The sequence below is a fragment of the Streptomyces sp. NRRL S-244 genome, from assembly GCF_000717915.1.
Lineage (GTDB): Bacteria > Actinomycetota > Actinomycetes > Streptomycetales > Streptomycetaceae > Streptomyces.
Map to the genome: position 1 here is coordinate 1 of NZ_JOCX01000049.1, position 21,483 is coordinate 21,483.

The window sequence follows — 21,483 nt, forward strand, 5'->3', positions numbered from 1 at the left end:
CGCCCCCGGCCGCCGCTGATCAGAACCAGTTGATGGTGAGGGGGAAGGTGGTGGTGGCGGTTGCCGTGGTGGTGTCGGTGGCGGTTGCGGTGATGGGGAGGGTTCCGGTGGCCCAGGGTTTGCCGGTGATGCGGCCGGTGTTGGTGTCGATGGTGAGTCCGAAGGGGAGTCCGGTGGCGGTGTAGCGGAGGGCGGGTTTGCCGCCGGTGGCGGTGAGTTGGATGGTGCAGGTCTGGTTGAACTTGCAGGTCTGGGGTCCGGGGTCGGTCAGCTTCAGGTCACCACGTTCGCCGCGTTGCCCGCGTGCGTCGCCGTACCGAACAGGTCCTCGAAGGTGCGCAGCAGGTGGTGGTGGTTGAAGGCGGTGGCGTACTTGCCGGTCTTCACCTTCGCCCCGTAGAACACCGTGGCGATCTGGTTGGAGCCGAGGTAGTTGTCCTCGTCCCACGTCAGGACCAGCAGGCTGTTGTTGGCCTTCGCCCACTGCGCGTACGCGTCGATGTTGTTCTTCGTCCACGTGTCACCCGTGTTCACCGAGCAGGAGTGCATGTCGTTGCACTGGTTCGGGACGACGAAGGACAGGTTCGGCAGGGCCGCGAAGTTGTTCTGCGGGAATTGTGTCCAGGTTTTCCCCGTATTCAGCGGTACGTTCTTGAAGGCGAACCACGGGTTGTGCTTCTGCGCGTACTGGCCGTTGGTGCAGGCGGTGGACCCCTCGGCCGGCAGGTCCTCGTTGTACGTCGCGAAGGTCTTCCCGGCCGCGATCAGTTCCTGGCCGAGGTTGGCCGCGCTCATCGACTGCGGGGTGTAGCAGCCGTCCCCGGTGATCCCCTGGGTGGCGCCGGAGAACAGGTTGAAGTAGTTCGGCTGGCTGGGGTGGGTCAGCGCCTTCATACCGGTCAGGCTGGCGCCGCCGTTCGCGAGCTGGTTGACGTACGGGGCGTTCGCGCTGCCGATGATCTCGCCGTACTGCTTGTTCTCGTAGACGACGACCACCACGTGGTCGTAGCTCGGCAGGGCGGCCGCGGCCGCGGATGTTCGCGAGGTCGCCGAATCCGACTCGGCCGCCTGAGAGTTGGCCACGGTGAACGCGCCCAGCAGGCAGAGCGCGCCGAGTGCGGCCACGAGCGCGGACCGGCGGGCCCTGCGTCTCGTTTCGGCCATGGGTGAGGGCATGAGCGGTTCCTCCTCGGTGTGGGTGTTCATTCCTCGGGGGTGGTTCATTCCTCCCGCCGGGCCGCACCGGCGACGGCGATGTTCAGGAAGCGCGGTACCGGCCGGCCCCGGCCGCGGAAGTCCTCCGCCACCGCGGCCCGTACCGCCGTCAGGCGCGACGCGGGCAGCAGTACCAGTACGCTCCGCCCCGGCCGCCGCCCGGGCGGCCAGGCGCTCAGCGCCCCGGCCCGGCGGGCGCAGGACACCGCCAGGGCCAGCTCGGCCGCCCGGTCCGCGGGATCGGCCCGGACGGCGAGGAGCACCAGCCGCGACCCCGAAGCGGCCGGGTCGAAGGCGACGTGCCGCCGCTCCTGGCCGGTGTCCGGCAGCAGGGCCTGGCCGGGCCGGGCGAACAGCACCGCCCTGCGCAGCGCGTCGTCGCCGTCCGGCAGTGCCCGCGCCAGCAGCCGGGCCAGCCCCTCCCGGTCCGGCTCCGCGTCGGCGGCCGGGGTGTGTACGTCGGCCACCGCGAGCGCCATCGCGCAGTCGGCGGGCTCCGCCGTGGCCAGCCCGGCGGCATCCGTGAGCGAGCCCTGGAGGTGCAGGTCGGTCCCGCCGCGCCCGTACCCGGCGCGGGCCAGCGCCCGCAGCAGGGCGTACGGGCGGACCGCCCAGGCGGGGGCGGCGGGCGGCGGCCCGTCCGGGGTCAGCGGCAGATCGCAGCTGTCGGCGGGGTGCCCGAGCGAGCTGAGCCGCACCAGCCCGTCCGTACGCGGCGCGGCGGCGGCCGCCACCGGCCAGCCGGCTGCCGCGACCAGCCCGGGCGAGCCCAGGTGGAAGGCGTACGGGGCGCTCCAGACGGCGGCCGGCGGCCGGCCGTGCGCGGCCTCCAGGGCGTAGGCGACGAGCCGGAAGAGCGGATCGGCGGTGGCCCGGCGCGCCAGATCCGGCGGTACGGGGCCGACGGGTACGGGGCCGACGGGTACGGGGCCGATGGGGACGGGACCGATGGGGAGGGGGCCGACGGGTACGGAGCCGACGGGCTCGGGCTCGGGGTCGGGTTCGGCGGGCGTGGCGCCGCCGCCCTCGCGCGGCGAGGCGCCGGTCCGGGCCGCCGTCACCGGTCCGCCCCGAGCGCCGTCGGCAGCCGGTCGCCGCGGCGGGCCAGCAGCCGGTAGGCGTTCCCGCCGTCCGTCCGCCGGGCCACGGCCGTCCGCAGCGCGTCGAGCGCCGCCGCGCCGGCGAAGCAGGGCAGGGCGGCCGCCCGTACGGCGTGCGCAAGAGCCCTCCCGCGGCGCGTGGCCGGCGGAGCCCACGGGCGGTCCGGATCCGGTGCCAGCCGGGTGGTGGTCAGGGCCACCGCGCCGAAGAAGTCGTTGCCCTGGTGGGCGGCGCCGTGCTCCTCGGCCAGGACGGTGAACCCGCGGTCGGCCAGCGCCTCGCGCAGGTTCGAGGCCGGGATCAGGTGCTGGTGCTGCGGCTGGAACCACGGCAGCCACGCGGATCCCAGCAGCCGTGCCATCCGCGATTCGGGGTCGGGCAGCTCGATCGCCAGGAAACCGCCGGGGGCGAGGACGGCGGCCGCGGTGTCCAGCTCGGTGAGCGGATCCCGGGTGTGCTCCAGGTAGTGGTACATGCTGACCACCTCGTACCGGCCGGCCAGTTTCTCCGCGAACTCCGGGAACTGGCCCTGGAAGCCGGTCTCCACCCAGCCGCGCCGCTCGGCCCCGCCGACCCCGTCGCCCATGTCCAGCCCGTCGAAGCGGGTGTCCGGCCAGACGGCCCGCGCCGCGTTGCAGAAGTGGCCGTGCCCGGTCCCGACGTCGAGCCAGGAGGCGGGGGCGTCCGCCGTGTGCGGGCGGAGCATCTCGGCGCGTTTGCGGTACGAGTCGCCGAGCCGTCCGAAGACCGTCCCGGCGCCCTCCCCGCCGCGCCCGTCGTAGAAGTCCCGGTAGTAGAACTCCAGCCCGTCCAGGGTCAGTCGGGGGTTCTGGAAGACGTGGCGGCAGTCCGCGCACTGCTCCAGTGTGAACCGGCCGGGCTTGCCCTGGAGGAGATCGGGCACTCGTACGCGTACGAAGAGCTGCCGGGAGCCGCACCAGGGGCAGCTCGTCCGCCGAGGCTCCAGGAACCGGTCGGTACCGAAGGCGAGTTCGGCCCGGTACGTGGCCGCGCGGGCGGTGTCGGCGCCTGCCTTCGCGTCCGCGTCCGCGTCGGCGGGCGTACGGAGGACCGCGGCGGCCGTACGTACGGCAGCGCCGAGGGAGCGGGCCGGCCGGGCGGCGGTGGCCCCGGGGAGATCGGTGGGACGCAGCGGGGCGCCCGGCCCCCCGAGCACCAGGTACGGCTGCAGCCAGTACAGCCCGGCCGCGGCCGCACCCCACCGGCCCTGGCGCCCGGCGAGCCCGGCCAGCAGCCCGATCCCGGCGAGCTGCGCGGCGGCCAGCACCCCCGGCGGCAGCCCCTGGGCCCGCAGCTCGGCCGCCCGTACCGCCCCCGCCGGGTCCCCGGCCCGGCCGACGGACAGCGCCGGGGCGATGGCCAGGCCCGTGGAGTCGGCGGCGTACTCCTTCAAGCGGCGGGTCAGCGCCAGGAGATCGGCGGGCTCCCGGCCGGCGGAGTCCGGGCCCGCGCCGTCCGGACACGGCCAGAGCAGGTCCGCCCGGCGACCCGGCTCCGCGCCGCTCGCGCCGCTCGCACCCCGGGGGCCGTTCGCGCCCAGGCCGGTCCCGCCCAGGTCCACCCCGGCCCGTGCCAGCACCTCCTCGGCGACGAGCACCGCGTACCCCGCCCCGCGCCCCTCCGCGAGCCGGTCCTCCCGGTATCCGGCCGGGTCGACCAGCCGCAGCAGCCCCAGCACCCGCTCGGCGGCGAGGTCGGCCGGCAGCAGGTCCAGCACCCGCAGGCCCTCCCGGTCGGCGTGCGCGCAGGCGGCCAGGAACGTGGCCGGGTCGACCTCGACCCCGCGCGCGGTCAGCAGCCGCCACCCTGCGGCACGCGGCAGCCCGTCCGCCGCGGACGGGGGCGCGGGCAGTACGGGGATCGCCCGCAGCCGGCGGCGGGCGCGCACCGTACCCGCGCCGAGCGCGGCCAGGGCCAGCGCGGAGGTCCACCGGACCCCGTGGAAGGGGGGAGGTGTCATGAGAGCTTCTCCAACCGGTCGGCCGCGGCGGCGGCCCCGCCGGCCGCGGCGAAGGAGGCCTGGATCCGCCGGGCGGCCCGGCGATGGCCGGGATCGTCCAGCACGGCCGTGAGCGCATCGCACAGTTCCTCGGCCCGGGCCCTGCCGAAGCGCACCCGCACCCCCGCTCCCGCCTCGACGACCTGGCGGGCCACGATCGGCTGGTCGTCGCGGATCGGCGCGACCACCAGCGGCAGCCCGTACGCGAGCGCCTCGCAGACGGTGTTGTGCCCGCCGTGGCTGACCACGGCGTCCAGGTGCGGCAGCAGCTCCAGCTGCGGCACCCGCTCCTGGAGCAGGACGTTCGGCGGCACCGGCCCGGCCAGTGAGGCGGGCGCTGCCAGCACCAACTGCACGTCTTCCGCCAGCCGTTCGGCGGCCTTGAGGACGGTGGCGTAGAACCGCCCGCCGGCCTCCTGGTTGAGGGTGCCCAGCGAGACCAGCACCCGCCGCCGCTCCGGATCCAGCCGCTGCCACGGGAAGTGCGGGGCGGCCGGCCTGGCCCCGAAGGCGGGTCCGACGAAGGCGTGATGGGCCGGGAACTCTGCGCCGACGCCGACGAGTTCGGGAGTGGAGAAGACGATCACCAGCCGCTCGGAGAACCGCGGATCCCAGTCCGCGTCGGGCATCTCGCAGGACGCGAGGAATCCGGAGATCTGCCCGGAGACCCACTCCCCGACCTTGGGGAAATCGGCGAAGGGCCGGGTCAGTTCGGCCGACGTACTGGCCGAGGTGACCCAGGGGATCCCGAGCCGGCGGGCGACGACCGGGCCGGCCAGCGCCTGCTGGTCGGCGACCAGTAGATCCGGCTCGAAGGACCGCACGGCCCGCGTCACCCCGGGCACCATCGCCAGGCCCAGCGGCACCAGCGCCTCCTCCCACAGGAAGCGCAGCGCCCCGACCCCGCGCAGATCGCGCCAGCGCTCGTGCAGGGCCGCGTAACCGCCGCCCGCCTCGTCCCCGGCCGGCAGCACGCGGGCGTGCGCGGGCAGCAGCCGGGCCAGCGCACCGGCCGGCCCGCTCCACGCCACCTCGTGACCCCGGGCGGCCAGTTCGGCGCCGACCGCCACCGTCGGATTGACGTGCCCCGCCAGCGGCGGGACCGTGAACAGCACCCTCATCGGACCAGCGCTCCCGCCCGCGGGGCACGCGCCCCGCGCACCGCGCCCGCCGCCGTCGCTTCGAGATGGGCGAGCACGGTCTCCCGCAGGACCCCGCTGCTCTCCTTCAGTACGTCGTGGCCGAGGCCGGGCAGGATCTCGATCGTGGCGCGGGGTGCATGGCGTGCCAACTCCCTTGCGCCCGGCACCAGTTCCGAGTGCTCGCCGCAGACGATCAGCGTCGGGCAGTCCAGTCGGGCGAAGTCGGCGGCCGTGAAGGTGCGGCTCGCCGCGATGTCGTCGATCAGGCTGGTCCGGTTCAGCAGTTCGTCGGCGATCGAGGTGAGGTTGGCGGCCTTTCGCAGCCGCAGGGTGAGCAGCTCGGCGGGGACCGGGCTGTCCTCCAGGCTCAGCGCGGCCGCCGACAGGGTGTCCACCATGTTCTCCACCCAGGCTCCGCTGAGCGGGGGTTCGAGCAGGGTCAGCCCGGCGACGAGATCCGGGCGGGCGAGGGCCGCGTGCAGTGCGAGCGTGCCGCCGTAGCTGTTGCCGACCAGGTGCACCGGCCGGTGCCCGAGGCCCAGCGCGCCGAGCAGCGACACCAGATCCCGTACGGCGGTGCGGCTGTCGTAGCCGGTGGCCGGGCGCTCGGTGCGGCCGTGGCCGCGGAGGTCGTACAGGACGGCCTCGTGACCGCAGCGGGCCACCGGGACGGCCAGGGGGCAGTAGAAGGAGGACAGGTTGTCCACGACCAGCCCGTGCAGGAACACGACGACGGGACGGTCGGGACCGGCGGCCTCGGCGGTGGCCGGGAGCCGCTGGACGTGGAAGCGGAGGGAACCCGCGGGGACGAAGGCCATGGCGGGCTCAGCCGGCCGTCGGCGCGGAGGCCGCCGCGGCCGGGGCCGTCATCGCCGGGGCGTTCGTTGCCGGGGCCGCCGTGGTGGACGACGTACGGGCCAGGGAGGCGTGCGTGATCCGGCCGATGTGGGTGACGAGTTCGCCGACCGACATGGCGAGGATCGCGTCCATGTCCTTCTCGGCGAGGAAGCCCATCAGGTCCACCTCGGACCCGTAGCGCTCGTGCAGCAGCTCGGCGAGGGCGACGAACTCGATGCTCTCCAGTGCGAGATCCTCGTTGAAGCTCGTACTCATGGTGACCTCCTCCGCGAGAAGGAACTCGTCGCCGAGGATCTCCACGAGCATGCCGGTGATCTCGGCGAGGATGTCAGTGGTGGTGGCCATGGCTGGTCTCCGTGAGGTGGAAGGGGACGGGGGAGGGGGCCGCGGGGTGGGCGGTCCAGGCGACGAGGTACTCGCCGGAGCCGGAGCCGGTGCCTGAGCCGGCGCCTGAGCCGGGTCCGGGTCCGGGTCCGGTGCCCGAGCCGGTCGCGCTCTCGCCCTCGGCCGGGGGCAGGGAGGCGGTACGGACCGGGTACGGCTGCCCCTCGGGCGACAGCACGCGCAGCCCGCCCGATCCGGGGTCCTCCGCGACCCGCCAGTCCCGGGGCCGGCCGCCGAGCCCGGTGCCGCGGGCCTTGGCGGCGGCCTCCTTCGCACACCACAGGGCGGTGAGGGCGGCCGGCAGCCCGGAGCCCTCGCGGGCGGCCAGGTCCTCGGCGAGGACCAGCTCGGCCGGGGTCAGCGCCACCCGGATCAGTGCGTCGGGATCGGCCGTCACCGGCTCCACGTCGATCCCGACGGGGTGGGACGGGTGGGCGAGGGCCACGGCCACCCGGTCCTTGTGCGCGATCGACAGCCGGAAGCCGCGGGCCAGGACCCCTTCGGGGACGGGCCGCCCGGCCGGGTCGTTGCCGACCGGGACCTCCACCGGGAACACCGGACCGGCGCCGCGGTCCCAGAGCAGCTGCCGCAGCGCGTCCTTGGCGGCGATGCGGCCCAGCAGCCAGGGCGCCCGGGCGCGCGGCGCCAGCCGCTCGTACGCCGTGCGCTCGGCGGCGCCGAGGTAGCGGCGCATCACCAGCTCCTGCGAGGCGGGATCCGTCCACCGCCGCCGGGCCAGGCACCAGCCGGCCGGCTGCGGCTCGCCGATGCCGCACACCTCGGGGGTGAACTTCATCGGCCACACCCGCTCGTCCGCCCCGAAACGGCGGTACGTCCAGCCCTCGATCCGGGCCCACAACCGCCCGGCGCCGTCGAGGAGTTCGAGGTCGCCGCGGACGGTGACATCGCGGACCTCCCGGATCCGGGCGGTGGCCGTGACCAGGGCGTGCGGCGGGGGCGGCGGCCCGTAGAACCGGATCCGGTCGACGGTGGCGGGGAACACCAACCGGTCGACGGGGAGCCGGAGTTGCATCCAGTGGCCGAAGAGCTGCCCGGCGGCGTCGAGCAGCGCCCCGGGGTCGGGGAGCGCGCGCAGAACCCCGCGGATGCCGTCCGAGCCGACGGACCGGACCTCGTGGACTGCGGCGAAGCGGGGCCCGTGGAACATCCACCGGTCCCGGTACAGGGCCTCGGCGCTGACGGGGGCGGGGCGCGGATCGCTCAGCGGTGTGGGGTCGGGCGCGGGCGGCTGCGCGTGGCCCGGGCCCAGCAGGACGACGACGGAGGCGTACGGGCCCAGCCCGATCCGGATCCGTCCGGGGCCGTCGGCGCGGGCACTGACCTCGACGTCGAGGGCGGGCGCGGCGGGGAGCCACCGCATGGCCCGTACGTCGTCGTAGCCGAGGACGGCGGCGCCCGGCGGGGCGTGCCGGCGGGCCGCGTCGGCGGCCAGCTCCAGCATGGTCGTCATGGGCACGACGGGGAACCGGTCGGAGTCCTCCGGCCAGCCGTCGGGCTGCAGGTACACGCAGTGGTCGCGTACGTAGGGCAGGGCGTCGAGCGACACCCGGAGCCGGTGTCGCCCCGCAGCCCTCCCCGAGCCCTCACGCACCCCGCCGGGTCCGGCAACCGCTCCCGGGCGCGGCAGTGGACCGGGGGCAGCGGGCTCAGGTGCAGGCGACCAGGCTTCGGCCTCGGTCCCGGCCCCGGCCTGCGAGCCCGTGGGCGCTCCGTCGTGCACCGTATCCAGCGCGGACAACAACACCGGCCGCCCCGCCCCGGCCGAAGGCGTCGGCGGCGCCGTGCCGGTGAGGGAGCCCAGGCGGGTCCGGGTGTCCTCGGGGAGGTGGACCAGCGGGGAGCCGAGGTCCAGGGGGACCGGCCGGCCCCGTACGGGCGGGCGGGGGGCGGGGGCCGGATCCCGGAGGCGGTCCCAGCGCGGGGCGTGGCCCTCGGCCCACAGTGCGGCGCAGGTGCGCCGGAGGGCGGCCAGGCCCGACAGGCGCGGGGAGGACGTGGCCACCGAGAGGTGGGGACGGTCCCGCAGGGTGTCCTCCACGAACCCCGGCAGGCTGCCCGGCCCCATCGTCACGAACGTCCGGACCCCCGCCTCCTCGTACAGGCGGAGCGTCAACTCCCGGAAGTGGACGGGCTCCAGAAGATGCCGTACGACCAACTCCCGTACCTGGGAGGGCCCGTCGGGGAACGGTGCGCACGTCGTCGCCGACCACACCGGCAGATCACCCCGGCGCAGCGGCAGCCGCGCGAACGCCGCCCGGACCTGCCCCAGGTACGGCTCCCACATCGGCGTGTGGAACCCCGACCGGAACGGCAGTTCCTGCCCGAGCACCCCTTCCGCCCGCAGCCGCTCCAGGACCTGCGCGACCTCCGCCGGATCCCCGCACACCACCGACTGGTGCGGGCAGTTGTCGTGGCTGACCACCACCCCGTCCAGGCCGTGCAGCGCGGCCTCCGCCCGGCGCGCCCCGCAGCCCAGCGCCGCGTACACGAGGTCCGGGACCTTCAGCGACCCCGGCCTCAGCGAGTCCAGGAAGGAGTCGGCCGCGTCCCGCGGGTACATCCCCCCGGCCACCATCGCCGCCCACTCGCCGAGACTGTGCCCGGCCAGCACATCGGCCGTCACACCGAGTTCGGGCAGGATCCGCGCGAAGAACCGGCCCGTCGCGAGGGCGTCCAGCGCCCGTTCCATCAGTTCGGATCCCCGGCCGAGCCGTGGCGGCTCCAGCCCCATCCGGTCCGCGACGTCATCCAGCACCGGCGCGAACTCCGGCTCCAGACCGGGGAACAGGAACGCCGTCGCACCGCCCAGCGGCTCCGGGGTGAACCACACGTCCCCCCGCCCCCGCCAGGCCCGGCCGCGCTCCACCGCCTTCGCGGCGAGCGCGAGACGCTGCGGGGTCGGCCCGAGCACGGCCAGCCGGCACGGGCCTTCGCCCGCGGACGCCGACCCGGCGGCCAGCAGGCCCGCCAGCTCCGCCGGACCGTCCGCGCCGAGCAGCAGTACGTCCTCCCGCGCACCGGTCCCGGCCCCCACTGCCGGCCGGCCCGCGGCCCCCAGGGGCAGGAAGCGGCGTACGGGCGGCGCCGGAGCGGCGGCGCCGGGGGCCTCCTCCAGCACCGCGTGCGCGTTGATCCCGCCGAAGCCGAACGCGTTGACCCCCGCCCGGCGCGGCTGCCGCCCCCGCTCCCACGGCTCCGCGGCCGTCACCGGCCGCATCCGGGTCCGGGCCAGGTCCGCGTGCGGCTCCTCCAGGTGCAGGGTCGGCGGCAGCACCCCCTCGTACACGGCGAGCGCCGCCTTGATCAGTCCGGCCATGCCCGAGGCCTGCATGGTGTGTCCCACCATGGACTTCACCGAGCCGAAGCCGACCCCGGGACCAGTGGTCCCGGGCGGGCCGAACACCTGGGCCAGTGTGTCCAGTTCGGCGGCGTCGCCCACCGGTGTGCCGGTGCCGTGCGCCTCCAGGAGCCCCAGCGCGCCCGCGGCCCGCGGATCCAGCCCGGCCTCCCGCCAGGCCCGCTCCAGCGCCCGTACCTGGCCGGCGACCAGCGGGCTCATCAGGCTGGCCGCCCGGCCGTCCCCGGCCACTCCGGTGCCGCGGACCACGGCGTAGATCCGGTCGCCGTCCCGTTCCGCGTCCGCCAGCCGCTTCAGCAGCACCACGCCCGTGCCCTCGGACAGCAGGGTTCCGTCGGCCCGCCGGTCGAAGGGCCGGATCCGCTCGCTCGGGCTCAGCGCCCGCAGCTGCGTGAACACGCTCCACAGCGTGGCGATGTGGCAGTGGTGGACCGCCCCCGCGACCACCGCGTCGCACCGCCCGCCCGCCAGCAGCCCCACCGCCTGGTCCACGGCCAGGAGCGAGGAGGCACAGGCCGCGTCCAGGGTGTAGGCGGGGCCGCGGAAGTCCAGCCGGTTGGCCGTGCGGGCGGCCGTGAAACTCGGCACCAGCCCGATCGAGGCGTCCGGCCGCTCCGGCCCCAGTGCCCCCTGGAAGGCGGCCCGCACCTCGGCGATCCGCCGCTCACCCAGCTCCGGCGCGAGCTCCCGCAGTGTCTGGGCCAACTGGTGGGCGGTACGGACCCGTTGGTCGAGACGGGCGGTCGCCACCCCCATGAACCCGCCGCGCCCCAGCACCACCCCGATCCGGGAGCGGTCGGCCGGCAGCCGGTCCTCGCCGCCCGCGTCGGCGATCGCCTCGGCCGTCGCGTGCAGGGCCAGCATCTGGTCCGGCTCGGCCCCTTCCACAGCGGTCGGCATGATCCCGAACCGGGTCGGGTCGAAGGATGCCAGCCCGTCGACGAAGCCGCCGCGCCGGCAGTAGAAGCGGTCCCCGCGCACGGGTCCGGCGGCGCCCTCCGGATCGTAGTACACCTCCGGGTCCCAACGGCCGGGCGGTACCTCGGAGATGGAGTCCGTACCGGCGAGCAGATTGCGCCGGTAGGCCGCCAGGTCGGCGGCGCCGGGGAAGACGGCGCCCATCCCGACGATGGCGGCGTCGGTGGGCCGGGGGCCGCGCCGCGCCCGCTCACTCATGGTCCGCGCCCTCCTCGGCCATCAGGACCACCTGTACGTCGCCGCCGTACGCGAGCTCGGCGAGGAACGCGGCGGTCCCGGCCTCGGGGGAGATGAGCGGGATGCCGCGCCTGGCGTACGCGCGCTCCAGCTCGGGGGTGACCATCCCGCCCGCGTCGGCCGCCCAGGGGCCCCAGTCGACGGACAGCACCCGGCCCGGGAAGGTCTCGGCCCAGGTGAGGGCGAGCCCGTCGAGGGCGTCGTTCGCGGCGGCGTAGTCGGTCTGGCCGCGGTTTCCGTACACCCCGGCGACGCTGCCGAAGAGGGCCAGGAAGGCCGGGGCGGGAGCGCTGCCGTGCTCGGCCGCCGCGGCCGCCAGGTGGCGGGCGCCGGCCACCTTGGTGCTGAACACCTCGGTGAACACGGCCGGTTCCTTGTCGCGGAGCAGCCCGTCGCGCAGGGTCCCGGCGCCGTGCACGATGCCGTCGAGCCGGCCGTGCCGGGCCCGTACGCCGGCCACGACGGCCCGTACGGCGTGCGCGTCGGTGACGTCGGCGCAGTGGTACCGGACGGATGCGGCGGCGCCGGCGAGCGCGGCCAGCGTGGCCCGTACCTCCCGCTCGGCCAGAATCCGCGAGGCCGCGGCCTCGATCTCGGCGGGGGTTCGAAGCCCGCTGCCGATGAGCGCGGCGCGCAGTGCCACCCGGTCACCGGCGTGGACGAACTCGTCGCCCTGGCCGACCGGTTCCGGTGTCCGCCCGAGCAACTCGACGTGACACCCGGTGGCCCGGGCCAACGCGACCGCCGTCCGAGCAGTGATCCCCCGAGCCCCACCGGTGAGGAGTACGACCGAGCCGGGCCCGAGGGGGCTTGCGCCGGGCGTCCCGGCGGGTGCGGGAAGCGGGGCCGGTACCGGGCGACGGGTGACCCGGAGCCCCTCGGCGGTGTACCCGACGGAGGCGAGCCCTTCGCCCTGGTCGGAGAGCTCGGCGAGCAACTGGGCGGCGATCCGCCCGGGGTCTTCCTTGGGATGCAGGTCGACGGCGCGGACGAGGCGGCCGGGGAACTCCAGGGCGGCGCTGCGGGCGAAGCCGTGCAGTCCGCTGCCGGGGGTGGAGCCGAGGAGCAGCCGGCGGACACCGCCGGTGAGGGCCCGCTTGAGCCCCGGGAAGGCGCCGGGGAGCGCGGCCTCCTGGCCGGCCCGGAGCGCGGACAGATCGACGATGCCGTCGAACCCGGCGTCGGCCTCGGCCAGCACCTCCGCCCGGGCCCCCTGCGCCTCCAGCGCCCCGCAGAGTGCGAGCGCCGCGCCCTGCCCGTCCTCGACCACCCCGACGCGCATCCCCCGCAGCGCGCCGGGGTTCCCACCGGCCGCTGCCACCGGCACCACGTCGACCCGCATCCGCCGAAGCGGCCCGGCCGGTGCCGGTCCGGCTGCCGCCGGGGCCGTTGCCGGGGCAGGGGTCGGCCGGTTCGAGACCGCTGCCCGTGTCCCTGCGGATGCGGATGCGGATGCCGATGGCGGTCCGGCGGCGACTCCCGCTTCCGGGGAGGGAGCCGGACCGCCCGCGGTGGCTGCCTGGGCGGAGGCGTGGGTGGTGACCCAGTCGACGATGCCGCGCAGGGACTTGATCCTGGACAGCTCCTCGACCGCGGACTCGGCGGAGCCGCCGGGGTCGGTGGGGAGCCCGATCCGGTCGGCGAGGGCCCCGATGATCTCGACGCGCTTGATGGAGTCGATCGAGAGGTCCGCTTCCAGGTCCAGCTCGGGGTCGAGCATGTCCCGCGGGTATCCGGTCCGGGTATGGACGATCTCCAGGACGGCGTCCATCACCTCCTCGGCAGACCCCGCCGCGACCTGGTCCCGAGGACCGTGGTCGCCGGCAGTGGCCGGACCGTCGGCGTGCTCCGCCGCGTCCGCCCCGCCGAGGCCTGCCGGCCCGTAGCCGCCCGCGCCGACTCCCTCGGCGCCCGCCGGACCGGCCGGCCCGTGCCCGTTCGCGAGTTCCCGGGTGCCGGGCCGGGCCTGCGCCCCCGCCGGGCCTGCCGGCCCCGGCTGGTTTGCCGGTCCTTCGGGCCAGGCCGTGCCTGCCTGCGCATGCCCGTTCATGCCGTATCCGCCGGTGTCAGGCCAAGCCCGGGCATCAGCCGGTCCGGCCATTTCCGCCGGTCCGGCCGTGGCTGTCGGGTCTGCCGTGTCGCCGAGGCGGGACGGCACTCCGGCGGGAGTCGGGTCGGTCCCCAAATAGCCGAGCAGGACGGCCCGTTGGGCCTCGATCAGCTCGCGGGAACCGCGCAGGTACTCCAGGACCGCCTCCTGGCGTCGGTCGGGCGCCGCGTGCGCCGCTGGCAACGCCGTGCCGGGCGCTGAGGCCGGCCCGGGTGCCGGCGCCGGGGCCTGGAACCCGGTCGCCGGAGGCGACATCGAGTCGGGCGCAGGCGCGGCGTGCCATGTGAAGTCGGGCATGAGCGCAGGCGCAGGCGCAGCCGCCGGATCGGAAGCGGCGTGCGTCGGGTGAGCCGTGGGCCACGCAGAGCCCGGCGCGGGCGCCATCGCAGGCGCGGCGTGCCGCATGGGGCCGGGCACTGGTGGCAGCGCGGACACGGGAACCGGAGGCAACGGCCGCCCGGGCGCCGCCGCCGGGGGCGGTACGGGTGCTTCGACGCGGCGCGGGGGCTGGAGACCGCCCGGGATCGGGGTTCCCGCGGACGTGCGGACCAGGTGGCCGTCCACCAGCCAGCCCGGGCGGCGCGGGGCGCGGTCCGGGAGGCGGGCCGTACGGCCGCGGAACAGCGGCTCCGGAGTGATCGGGACGCCGGCGGCGGCCAGTTCGGCCAGGGCCGTGACCAGCCGGGCCAGCCCGTGCTCGCCCGGCACGTCCAGCGGGACCACCGTGTGCGGCCGGTCGGCCAGGATCCGGTCCACCAGGCCGGACAGGACCCGGCCCGGCCCCGCCTCCACGAACGTCCGGACACCGGCCGCGTACATGGCCTCCACCTGCTCCGCGAACCGGACCGGCTCCGCCACCTGCCGGGAGAGGAGAACGCGTACGGCATCCGCGTCGGGCGGGTAGGGCGACGCCGTCGTGTTCGACCAGACCGGGACGGCGGCGTCGGCAACCGCCGTCCCGGCCAGCTCGGTTGCGAGTCCTTCGGCTGCCGCCGCGACCACCGGGCTGTGGAATGCACACGCCACCGGCAGGGGCTGCGCCGAGATTCCCGCCGCACGCAGCGATTCCACGGCCGCCCCGACCCCCGCCGCCGGCCCCGAGATCGCGCACTGCCGCGGCGCGTTGTGATTCGCCAGCACGCACCCGGCCCGCTCGGCGATCTCCCGGACCTCCTCCGGCGCGGCCGACACCGCCGCCATCGACCCCGGGTCGTCCCCGGCGGCCGCCAGGATCTCCTCGGCCCGCCTCGCGCTCAGCCGCAGCAGGCTCTCCGTGTCGTACACCCCCGCCGCCCACAGCGCGGTGAGCTCCCCGTACGAGTGCCCCGCCACGCAGTCCGGCCGTACGCCGAGCCGCTCCAGCAGCAGGTGGGCCGCCGCACCCGCCAGCCCGAGGGCCGGCTGGGCGACCCGGGTGTCCGTGACCGCAGTACGCTGCGCGGCCCGTGCCTCGGCCGTGAACGCCGCCGGCGGGAACACGGCCGCGAGGACGGTCCGCGGAGCCGCGTCCAGCAGGCCCCGCAGCCCGGGGAAGGCCATGTACAACTCACCCAGCATGCCGACCCGTTGACTGCCCTGCCCGGGGAACAGGAACGCCACCTGCCCCGGATTCGCCGACTCCTCCCGTACGTGGACCCCGTCACCCGCCGTGAACCCCCGGGCGCGCTCCAGCCGGGCCGCCAGTTCGTCCAGGTCGGCGGCGACGACCGCGACCCGCACCGGACCCCCGCCGGCGCACGCCTCCGCGGCCAGGTCCCGCAGCGCCCACGGACGCCCCGCCGCGTCGTTCTCCTCCAGGCGCGCCGCGAGCCGGGCCATCGCCCGCCCCGCCGCCCGCCGGTCCTCGCCGCGGAAGCAGAACAGCTCGGCGGGCCAGTCCTCCCGGCCCTGCTCCGGCTCCTCGGCCCCCGGGTAACCAGCCAGCACCGCGTGGTAGTTGGTGCCGCCGAAGCCGAACGCGCTCACCCCCGCGATCCGCCGCTCCACCGGCACCGTCCACGGCCGGGCCTCGGTGTCGAAGACGAAGGGGCTGGTCTCGGCCTGCCAGGCCGGATTCGGCCGGTCGATGTGGAGCGTCGGCGGCCGGACCCCCGCATGCACCGCCCGGGCCGCCTTGATCAGCCCGGCCAGACCCGCCGCGCACTTCGTGTGCCCGAGCTGCGATTTGACCGAGCCCAGCGCACACGAGCCCACCCCGGCCCCCGCCGCGGTGAACACCTCGCTCAGCACGCCCAGTTCGGTGCTGTCACCGACCACCGTGCCCGTGCCGTGGGCCTCGACCAGCCCCACCTCGCCCGGCGAGATGCCCGCCCGCGCATAGGCCCGCTCCAGAGCCCGCCGCTGCCCTTCCGGCCGCGGCGCGGTGAGCCCGAGGGAGCGGCCGTCGCTCGACGCCCCGACCGCCTTGATCACCGCGTACACCCGGTCGCCGTCCCGCTCCGCGTCCGCGAGCCGCTTCAGCACCAGCGCGCCCACCCCCTCGCCGAGAGCGATCCCGTCGGCCGCGGCGTCGAAGGGCCGGCAGCGCCCGCCCGGCGACAGGGCGCGCACCGAGGCGAAGAGCAGGTAGTCGTTGATCCCGTTGTGCACGTCGGCGCCCCCGCACAGCACCATGTCGCTGTCCCGGTCGCGCAGTTGGCGGCAGGCCAGGTCCAGCGCGGCCAGCGACGAGGCGCAGGCGGCATCGACCGTGCAGTTCGCGCCGCCGAGGTCGAGCCGGTTGGCCACCCGGCCCGCGATCACGTTGGCGAGGATTCCGGGGAAGGAGTCCTCGGTCAGCCGGGGCAGCTGCTCGTCCAGGGCGGGCGGAAGTTCGCCGAGGTAGGCGGGGTGCAGCGCCCGCAGCCCGTACGCGCCCGCCAGCTCCGTACCGGCCTCCGCCCCGAAGACCACCGAGGTCCGCGAGCGGTCGAACTCCCGTTCCTTTCCGTAGCCGGCGTCCCGCAGGGCCCGCGCCGAGATCTCCAGGGCCAGCAGCTGCACCGGCTCGATCCCGGCCAGCGAGGACGGCGGGATCCCGTGCGCGAGGGCGTCGAAGGGCACCGGATCCAGGAAGCCGCCCCAGCGCGAGGGGGTGCGCTCGCCGCCCCGTGCCGGATCGGCGTCGTAATAGAGCGCCGGGTCCCAGCGCTCCGCCGGGACCTCCGTCACCGCGTCCCGGCCCGCCAGGACCTGCGCCCAGTACGCGGCGAGGTCGGGCGCGCCCGGATAGGCGCAGGCCATCCCGACGATGGCGATGTCGAGCGGATCCGACGCACCCCCGGCAACCTGCTCATCGGCGACCGAAGCGGCGATCTCCAGGGCCCGCCGCTCCAGCAACTCCGTTGCGCCCTCGGTCACCTGGGCGTGGAGGGCGGCGATCGTTGTCGTCCCGCTGCGCAGCGTGGCGGCCTGTCCGAGCATGAACAGCCCGTCCGCGTACTGCCGTTCCTCGTCCACGGCCTCCAACTCCGCCGTCTCGCCCCGGCGCAGCCCCTTGGTGGCGATCCGCAGCCGCCCCAGGTTCAGCCGCTCCAGTTCCTCCCACATCTCGCGCGGCTCGGTCCCGCCCTGCGCGAGCCGCTGCCGGGTCTCCTCGAAGGTGCGGGCGTACGGCGTGTCCGCGCAGCGCGTGGCATGGCCGGGCGCGGTGTGCAGCAGCACGGTGTCCGCGCACTCCACCGCCGCCCGCTGGAACCGTGGCGTGACCGCGCCCGCCGCCACGGCCTCCTCGGTGAACAGGTAGGCCGTGCCCATGAGTACGCCGATCCGGGCGCCCCGTTCGGCCAGCGGGGCGGCGGCCGCGACCGCCATCGCCGCGGAGCGCTCGTCGTGGATCCCGCCGGCGAACAGCACGTCCAGGGCTGCCGGTTCGGGACAGGCGAGCAGCTGCTCGATCTGCTCCTCCCACAGCGGGAACGAGGCGCGCGGCCCGACGTGGCCGCCGCACTCCAGCCCCTCGAACACGAACCGCCGTGCCCCCTCGGCGAGATACCGCTCCAGGAGGCCCGGCGAGGGTACGTGCAGATGGGTCAGCGTCCCGGCGGCCTCCAGCGGGGCCGCCTGCGCCGGGGTGCCGCCGGCGATGATCGCGTACGGCGGCCGGGTCTCGGCCACGGCCGCAAGCTGCTCCCGCCGCAGCTCGGGCGGGGCGAAGCCGAGCAGGCCCACGCCCCAGGGCCGGTCCCCCAGCCGCTCGGCGGTCCGGGCCAGCAGCCGGCGTACGTCCGGTCCCTCCATGACCGCCAGCGCCAGGTACGGGATCCCGCCCGCGGCGGCCACCGCCTCCGCGAAGGCCGCCTGGTCGCTGACGCGGGTCATCGGGCCCTGGGCGAGGGGCCGGGCCGCCATGAGCGGCCGCACCCGTGCCGCGGCCGCCAGATGGCCGGTGACGGCGGCCCGGACGGCCTGGAGGACACCGCCCGTGGTGCGGTGGCGTGGGGCCAGCCGGGCCGCGGTGGCCCCGTCCTGGCCGACGGGCAGCAGCTGCGTACGCAGGTCCCGGGCCCCGAGCAGGGGTGCGGCCGGCCCCTCCGGCGTGGGCAGGCCGGGCCGCGCGTACACCCGGTGGCCGTCGACCAGCCGGGTCTCCGAGCCGTCCATCGCCCGTAGCGCCGTCGCCACTTCGGCGGGCAACCCGGCCTCGCCCTCGGGCGTCAGGGCCAGTTGTACGTCGACCAGCACGCCCGAGGCTCCGCCCGCGACGGCCGCGGCCGCCGTATGCGGGCCGATCCCCCCGCGGGCCACGACCGGCACGCCGATGCCGGGGTCCGCGAGCAACTGCTGGAGCAGGACGAAGGTGGTGGACCCGCCCACCCGGCCACCGCCCTCGTGCCCCTTGGCGACGACCGCCCGGGCCCCGGCGGCCACTGCGGCCCGGGCCTCCGCCGGGCCGGTGGCCTCGGCCCAGACCCGGGGCCGCCCGGGCGCCGCCGCCCAGTCGGCCACCCGCTCCGGGGTGTGCTCGGCGGCGTCGGCGAGCAGCACCGTGTCCACCTCGGAGGGCAGGTCCTCCGGGCCGAGCGGGCAGTCGGCGGGCACCCGTACGCCGAAGCGCCGCCCGGGGCCGAGCCGCCGGGCGAGCTTCGCGAAGGCGGCCCGCGCGGCGTCGGGATCCCGGCCGAGGTCGAGCAGTCCGAGGCTGCCCGCACGCTCGGCGGCGATCACGATCCGGGGCTGCGGCTCCTCGAAGGGGCTGAGCGCGACCACCAGGTCGCGCGGGGCGCGGGACTGCGGGGCGCGGGGCTGCGGGGCGGCGGATTGCGGGGCGCGGGACTGCGGGGCGGCGGGCGGGGCGTCGGCGGACTGCGGGGACGGTTCGCCGGACTGGGGGGACGGCATGGGCTGGGGGGTCACGGGCGCTCCTCATCGAGTGCTGTGTCACATGTCGCCGGTTGCGCGGAGGCTGGGCAAGGCGTGGCGGTGCGCCCCCGGGCAAGCCGGGGCGCAGGGGCCGAGCGGGGTGCGGGGCCTGCGGGGGCACAGGGGTGAGCGGGGCGAGCGGGGGCGCAGGGGCGAGCGGGCCGAACGGGGGCAGCGGGGAGTGCGCGCAGGCAGCTCCCCGCCGGTACGGGTGGCCGGGCGACCCGTCTGGGTGGGACGGGCTTGAACGTTGGTCAATTCCCCTGACGCCGGGGATGCATCGTGCGGTGGCTGCCGTGCACTGTCAACGGCTATGCGGAGTAAGGTCCTTCACGTACCGGACGGCCCGGGCGCCCCCCGGCGGCGCCTCCTGCCGACTGCCGTCAGGCCGCCGACCTGCGGTTCTTCCCGGCCGGACGAGCGCTGCCGGATCCGGGGCCGACGTGCGGCAGGGGTCCGGTCTCATGCCGGGCCGGTATGCCTCGGCGCCCCCTGGGTATGAACACCGTCCCAAATTCGGGCAGTTGTTCACCATGACGCCCCTTACGGGGTCAACCTCGCGAGGTTACCGTCCGGTCATGACCCCCACACTCGCGCAGCTTCGTTACCTCGTCGCCGTCGCGGACTGCGGTTCCATCACCGGCGCGGCCGCCTCGGTCTTCGTGGCCCAGTCCGCCCTGTCGCGGGCCGTCCAGGCCATGGAACGCGACCTCGGCATCGAGCTCCTCGCCCGCCGGGGCAGAGGGGTGGACCTCACCCCCGAGGGCACCAGGGTGGTCCGGCTGGCCCGTACCGTGCTCGACGCGGTGGACGCCATCGACGACATCGGGACCCCGAGCGGCAAGGGCGGACGAACCACCCTCACCCTCGTCACCACCCCCACCCTGGCCCTCGACCTGGCCTCCGAGCTGGTCCCGGCGTACACCGCGCGCCATCCCGGTGTGCACGTACGGCTCCAGCAGCACGACGGCCGGGAGTCGCTGGTGCAAGAACTCCTGGACGGCACCTCAGAGTTGGCCCTGGTCGACCTGCCCGTGGACAAGGAGCTGTCCACGCACCACATCCAGGAGCGCGAGGTGGTGCTGGTCTCTCCCCTCGGCGCCCGGCTGCCCGACCCGGTGCCGTTCCGGATGCTCGACGGGCTCCCGATGGTGCTGCCGACCCCGGGCACCGGGCGCCGTACCGAGATGGAGGCCATGTTCAGCTGCCTGGGGGTCCGGCCCGTGCCCGCGTTCGAGGTCGACGAGCGGCTCGCCTGGGTGACCGGCGTGACCGATGGCCGCGGCTCCCTCATCTGGTACCGGGACGTGGTGCTGAGGGCCTTCGGCAGCCGCGCCGAGATCCGTTCCTTCACCCCGCCGCTGCTGCGCCCGGTGGGCATCGCGCACGCCCGCCGACCGCTGACCCGCGCCGCCCGGGCGTTCATCGCGCACGCCCGGCACAACGCCCCCGTCCGGGAGCCGGCGCGCTGACCCGAAGCCGCCGGAGGGCGCCGGAAATCGGCGGAACCCCACCGGAACCCGCCGGGTTTCGGCCAGGCATGCCCGCCCGGCATTGAATGATGCTCGAACGGGGGGTCGCCGGGCCTGGCGATCACCATCTGATGTGCCATCACATGGTGTGCATGTCTCGACTCCTCACACCCCCCTGGGCCGCCGCCCTCGCGACCGCGGCACTCGCCGCCGTGCTGCCGGCCACCGCATGGCTGGCCGCCGGCCCCGCCGGAGCCGCCACCGGCCCGGCCGCCGCCCCCGGAGCCGGGGCCGCGGCCGCCGCGCCCACCCCGGAACGCAAGTGCACGCTGCCCGGCGGCATGGCCGAACTCAGCGGGCTCGCCATGAGCCGCAAGCACCCGGGCATCTTCTACGCCGTCAACGACAGCGGCAACACCAACCAGGTCTTCGCCGTCGACTGCACGGGCGCGACCGGCCGGCTCAAGGCCACCTACACCCTCTCCGGCGTCGGCAACACCGACTGGGAAGGGCTCGCGATCGGCAAGGACACGTCCGGGCAGCCGGTGGTCCTGGTGGGCGACATCGGGGACAACTTCAGCGGCCGCGCCGAGATCCTCGTGCACTCCTTCGCCGAGCCCGATCAGCTCGCCAACGCCACCGTGACCCCGGTGACCTACAAGTTCGCCTACGCGGACGGCCGGCACGACGCCGAATCCCTGCTCGCCGACCCCCTCTCGGGCCAGCTGTACATCGCGAGCAAACTCATCGGCGCGACGGGCCAGTTGTACAAGGCCCCGCTGCCCCCGCAGACCGGACAGGTCAACACGCTCACCGCGGTCCGGCCCGGCCCCGTCTTCACCACCGACGGCGCCTTCTCGCCGTCGGGCACCTCGTACACCCTGCGCAGTGGCGGGCCGCTCGGCGCGAACACGGCCTCCGTGTACGACACCGCGGGGACCAAGCTCGCGGACGTCGCCCTGCCCGCGCAGTCACAGGGCGAGACGGTGACCTACTTCGACTGCACGAGCCTGCTCGTCGGGTCCGAGAACGACACCCAGATCTGGCGGGTCCCCCTGCCGCCGGAGGCCACCCCGGGCTGCGGAGGCACCCCCACGCCCACCCCCACTCCGACGCCCACGCCGACTCCGACCCCCACCCCGTCTCCAGGTGACCTGAAGCTGACCGACCCCGGACCCCAGACCTGCAAGTTCAACCAGACCTGCACCATCCAACTCACCGCCACCGGCGGCAAACCCGCCCTCCGC

General features: G+C 75.9%; 11 protein-coding genes. 2 read left to right on the forward strand and 9 right to left on the reverse strand.

The genetic code is table 11. The features are described 5' to 3' along the window. Window positions 1-19: 19 nt before the first annotated feature. From IF02_RS35815 to IF02_RS35830, 9 genes are read right to left on the reverse strand one after another with little or no spacing between them, the layout of a single operon-like run. Window positions 20-277: a putative Ig domain-containing protein gene (locus IF02_RS35815; RefSeq protein ID WP_234318385.1), complete on the reverse strand. Its 258-nt coding sequence runs from the start codon at window positions 275-277 to the stop codon at window positions 20-22. Beyond that, on the reverse strand, window positions 274-1,164 hold the full coding sequence (locus IF02_RS0131505; RefSeq protein ID WP_030163099.1) for an alkaline phosphatase family protein: 891 nt from the start codon (window positions 1,162-1,164) through the stop codon (window positions 274-276). The genes IF02_RS35815 and IF02_RS0131505 overlap by 4 nt, the downstream gene beginning before the upstream one ends. Window positions 1,165-1,220: 56 nt before the next feature. Then, the gene (locus IF02_RS33330; RefSeq protein ID WP_234318383.1) at window positions 1,221-2,276 is read right to left on the reverse strand and encodes a galactokinase; all 1,056 of its coding nucleotides are present in this window, start codon (window positions 2,274-2,276) and stop codon (window positions 1,221-1,223) included. Beyond that, on the reverse strand, window positions 2,273-4,297 hold the full coding sequence (locus IF02_RS36030; protein ID WP_078622445.1) for a class I SAM-dependent methyltransferase: 2,025 nt from the start codon (window positions 4,295-4,297) through the stop codon (window positions 2,273-2,275). Before IF02_RS36030 ends, IF02_RS33330 begins: the two co-directional genes overlap by 4 nt. Beyond that, on the reverse strand, window positions 4,294-5,457 hold the full coding sequence (locus IF02_RS0131520; protein ID WP_030163104.1) for a glycosyltransferase: 1,164 nt from the start codon (window positions 5,455-5,457) through the stop codon (window positions 4,294-4,296). Before IF02_RS0131520 ends, IF02_RS36030 begins: the two co-directional genes overlap by 4 nt. Next, window positions 5,454-6,296, reverse strand: a complete 843-nt coding sequence (locus tag IF02_RS0131525; protein ID WP_051696678.1) for an alpha/beta fold hydrolase — start codon at window positions 6,294-6,296, stop codon at window positions 5,454-5,456. Before IF02_RS0131525 ends, IF02_RS0131520 begins: the two co-directional genes overlap by 4 nt. A 7-nt stretch (window positions 6,297-6,303) precedes the next feature. Further along, on the reverse strand, window positions 6,304-6,681 hold the full coding sequence (locus tag IF02_RS32835; RefSeq protein ID WP_051696679.1) for an acyl carrier protein: 378 nt from the start codon (window positions 6,679-6,681) through the stop codon (window positions 6,304-6,306). After that, window positions 6,665-11,275 (reverse strand): type I polyketide synthase, encoded by a 4,611-nt coding sequence (locus IF02_RS0131535; RefSeq protein ID WP_051696680.1) that lies wholly within the window; start codon window positions 11,273-11,275, stop codon window positions 6,665-6,667. The genes IF02_RS32835 and IF02_RS0131535 overlap by 17 nt, the downstream gene beginning before the upstream one ends. Beyond that, window positions 11,268-18,743, reverse strand: coding sequence for a type I polyketide synthase (locus IF02_RS35830; protein ID WP_078622447.1), 7,476 nt, complete (start codon window positions 18,741-18,743; stop codon window positions 11,268-11,270). The genes IF02_RS0131535 and IF02_RS35830 overlap by 8 nt, the downstream gene beginning before the upstream one ends. Window positions 18,744-19,342: 599 nt before the next feature. Here IF02_RS35830 and IF02_RS0131545 point away from each other — a divergent pair. Together IF02_RS0131545 and IF02_RS0131550 are read left to right on the forward strand one after the other, a co-directional pair. Further along, window positions 19,343-20,236 carry a LysR family transcriptional regulator gene (locus tag IF02_RS0131545; RefSeq protein WP_030163112.1) on the forward strand — a complete coding sequence of 298 codons (894 nt, stop codon included), beginning with the start codon at window positions 19,343-19,345 and terminating at the stop codon, window positions 20,234-20,236. 152 nt (window positions 20,237-20,388) lie between these two features. After that, the coding region (locus tag IF02_RS0131550; RefSeq protein ID WP_158708595.1) for a hypothetical protein at window positions 20,389-21,483 on the forward strand (1,095 nt) is incomplete at its 3' end.

Excerpts from the sequence above, each read along its gene's own strand:
- IF02_RS0131505 (WP_030163099.1), bottom strand. The coding sequence starts at position 1,164 with ATGGCCGAAACGAGACGCAGGGCCCGCCGGTCCGCGCTCGTGGCCGCA.
- IF02_RS36030 (WP_078622445.1), bottom strand. The coding sequence starts at position 4,297 with ATGACACCTCCCCCCTTCCACGGGGTCCGGTGGACCTCCGCGCTGGCC.
- IF02_RS0131520 (WP_030163104.1), bottom strand. The coding sequence starts at position 5,457 with ATGAGGGTGCTGTTCACGGTCCCGCCGCTGGCGGGGCACGTCAATCCG.
- IF02_RS0131525 (WP_051696678.1), bottom strand. The coding sequence starts at position 6,296 with ATGGCCTTCGTCCCCGCGGGTTCCCTCCGCTTCCACGTCCAGCGGCTC.
- IF02_RS32835 (WP_051696679.1), bottom strand. The coding sequence starts at position 6,681 with ATGGCCACCACCACTGACATCCTCGCCGAGATCACCGGCATGCTCGTG.
- IF02_RS0131535 (WP_051696680.1), bottom strand. The coding sequence starts at position 11,275 with ATGAGTGAGCGGGCGCGGCGCGGCCCCCGGCCCACCGACGCCGCCATC.
- IF02_RS35830 (WP_078622447.1), bottom strand. The coding sequence starts at position 18,743 with ATGCCGTCCCCCCAGTCCGGCGAACCGTCCCCGCAGTCCGCCGACGCC.
- IF02_RS0131545 (WP_030163112.1), top strand. The coding sequence starts at position 19,343 with ATGACCCCCACACTCGCGCAGCTTCGTTACCTCGTCGCCGTCGCGGAC.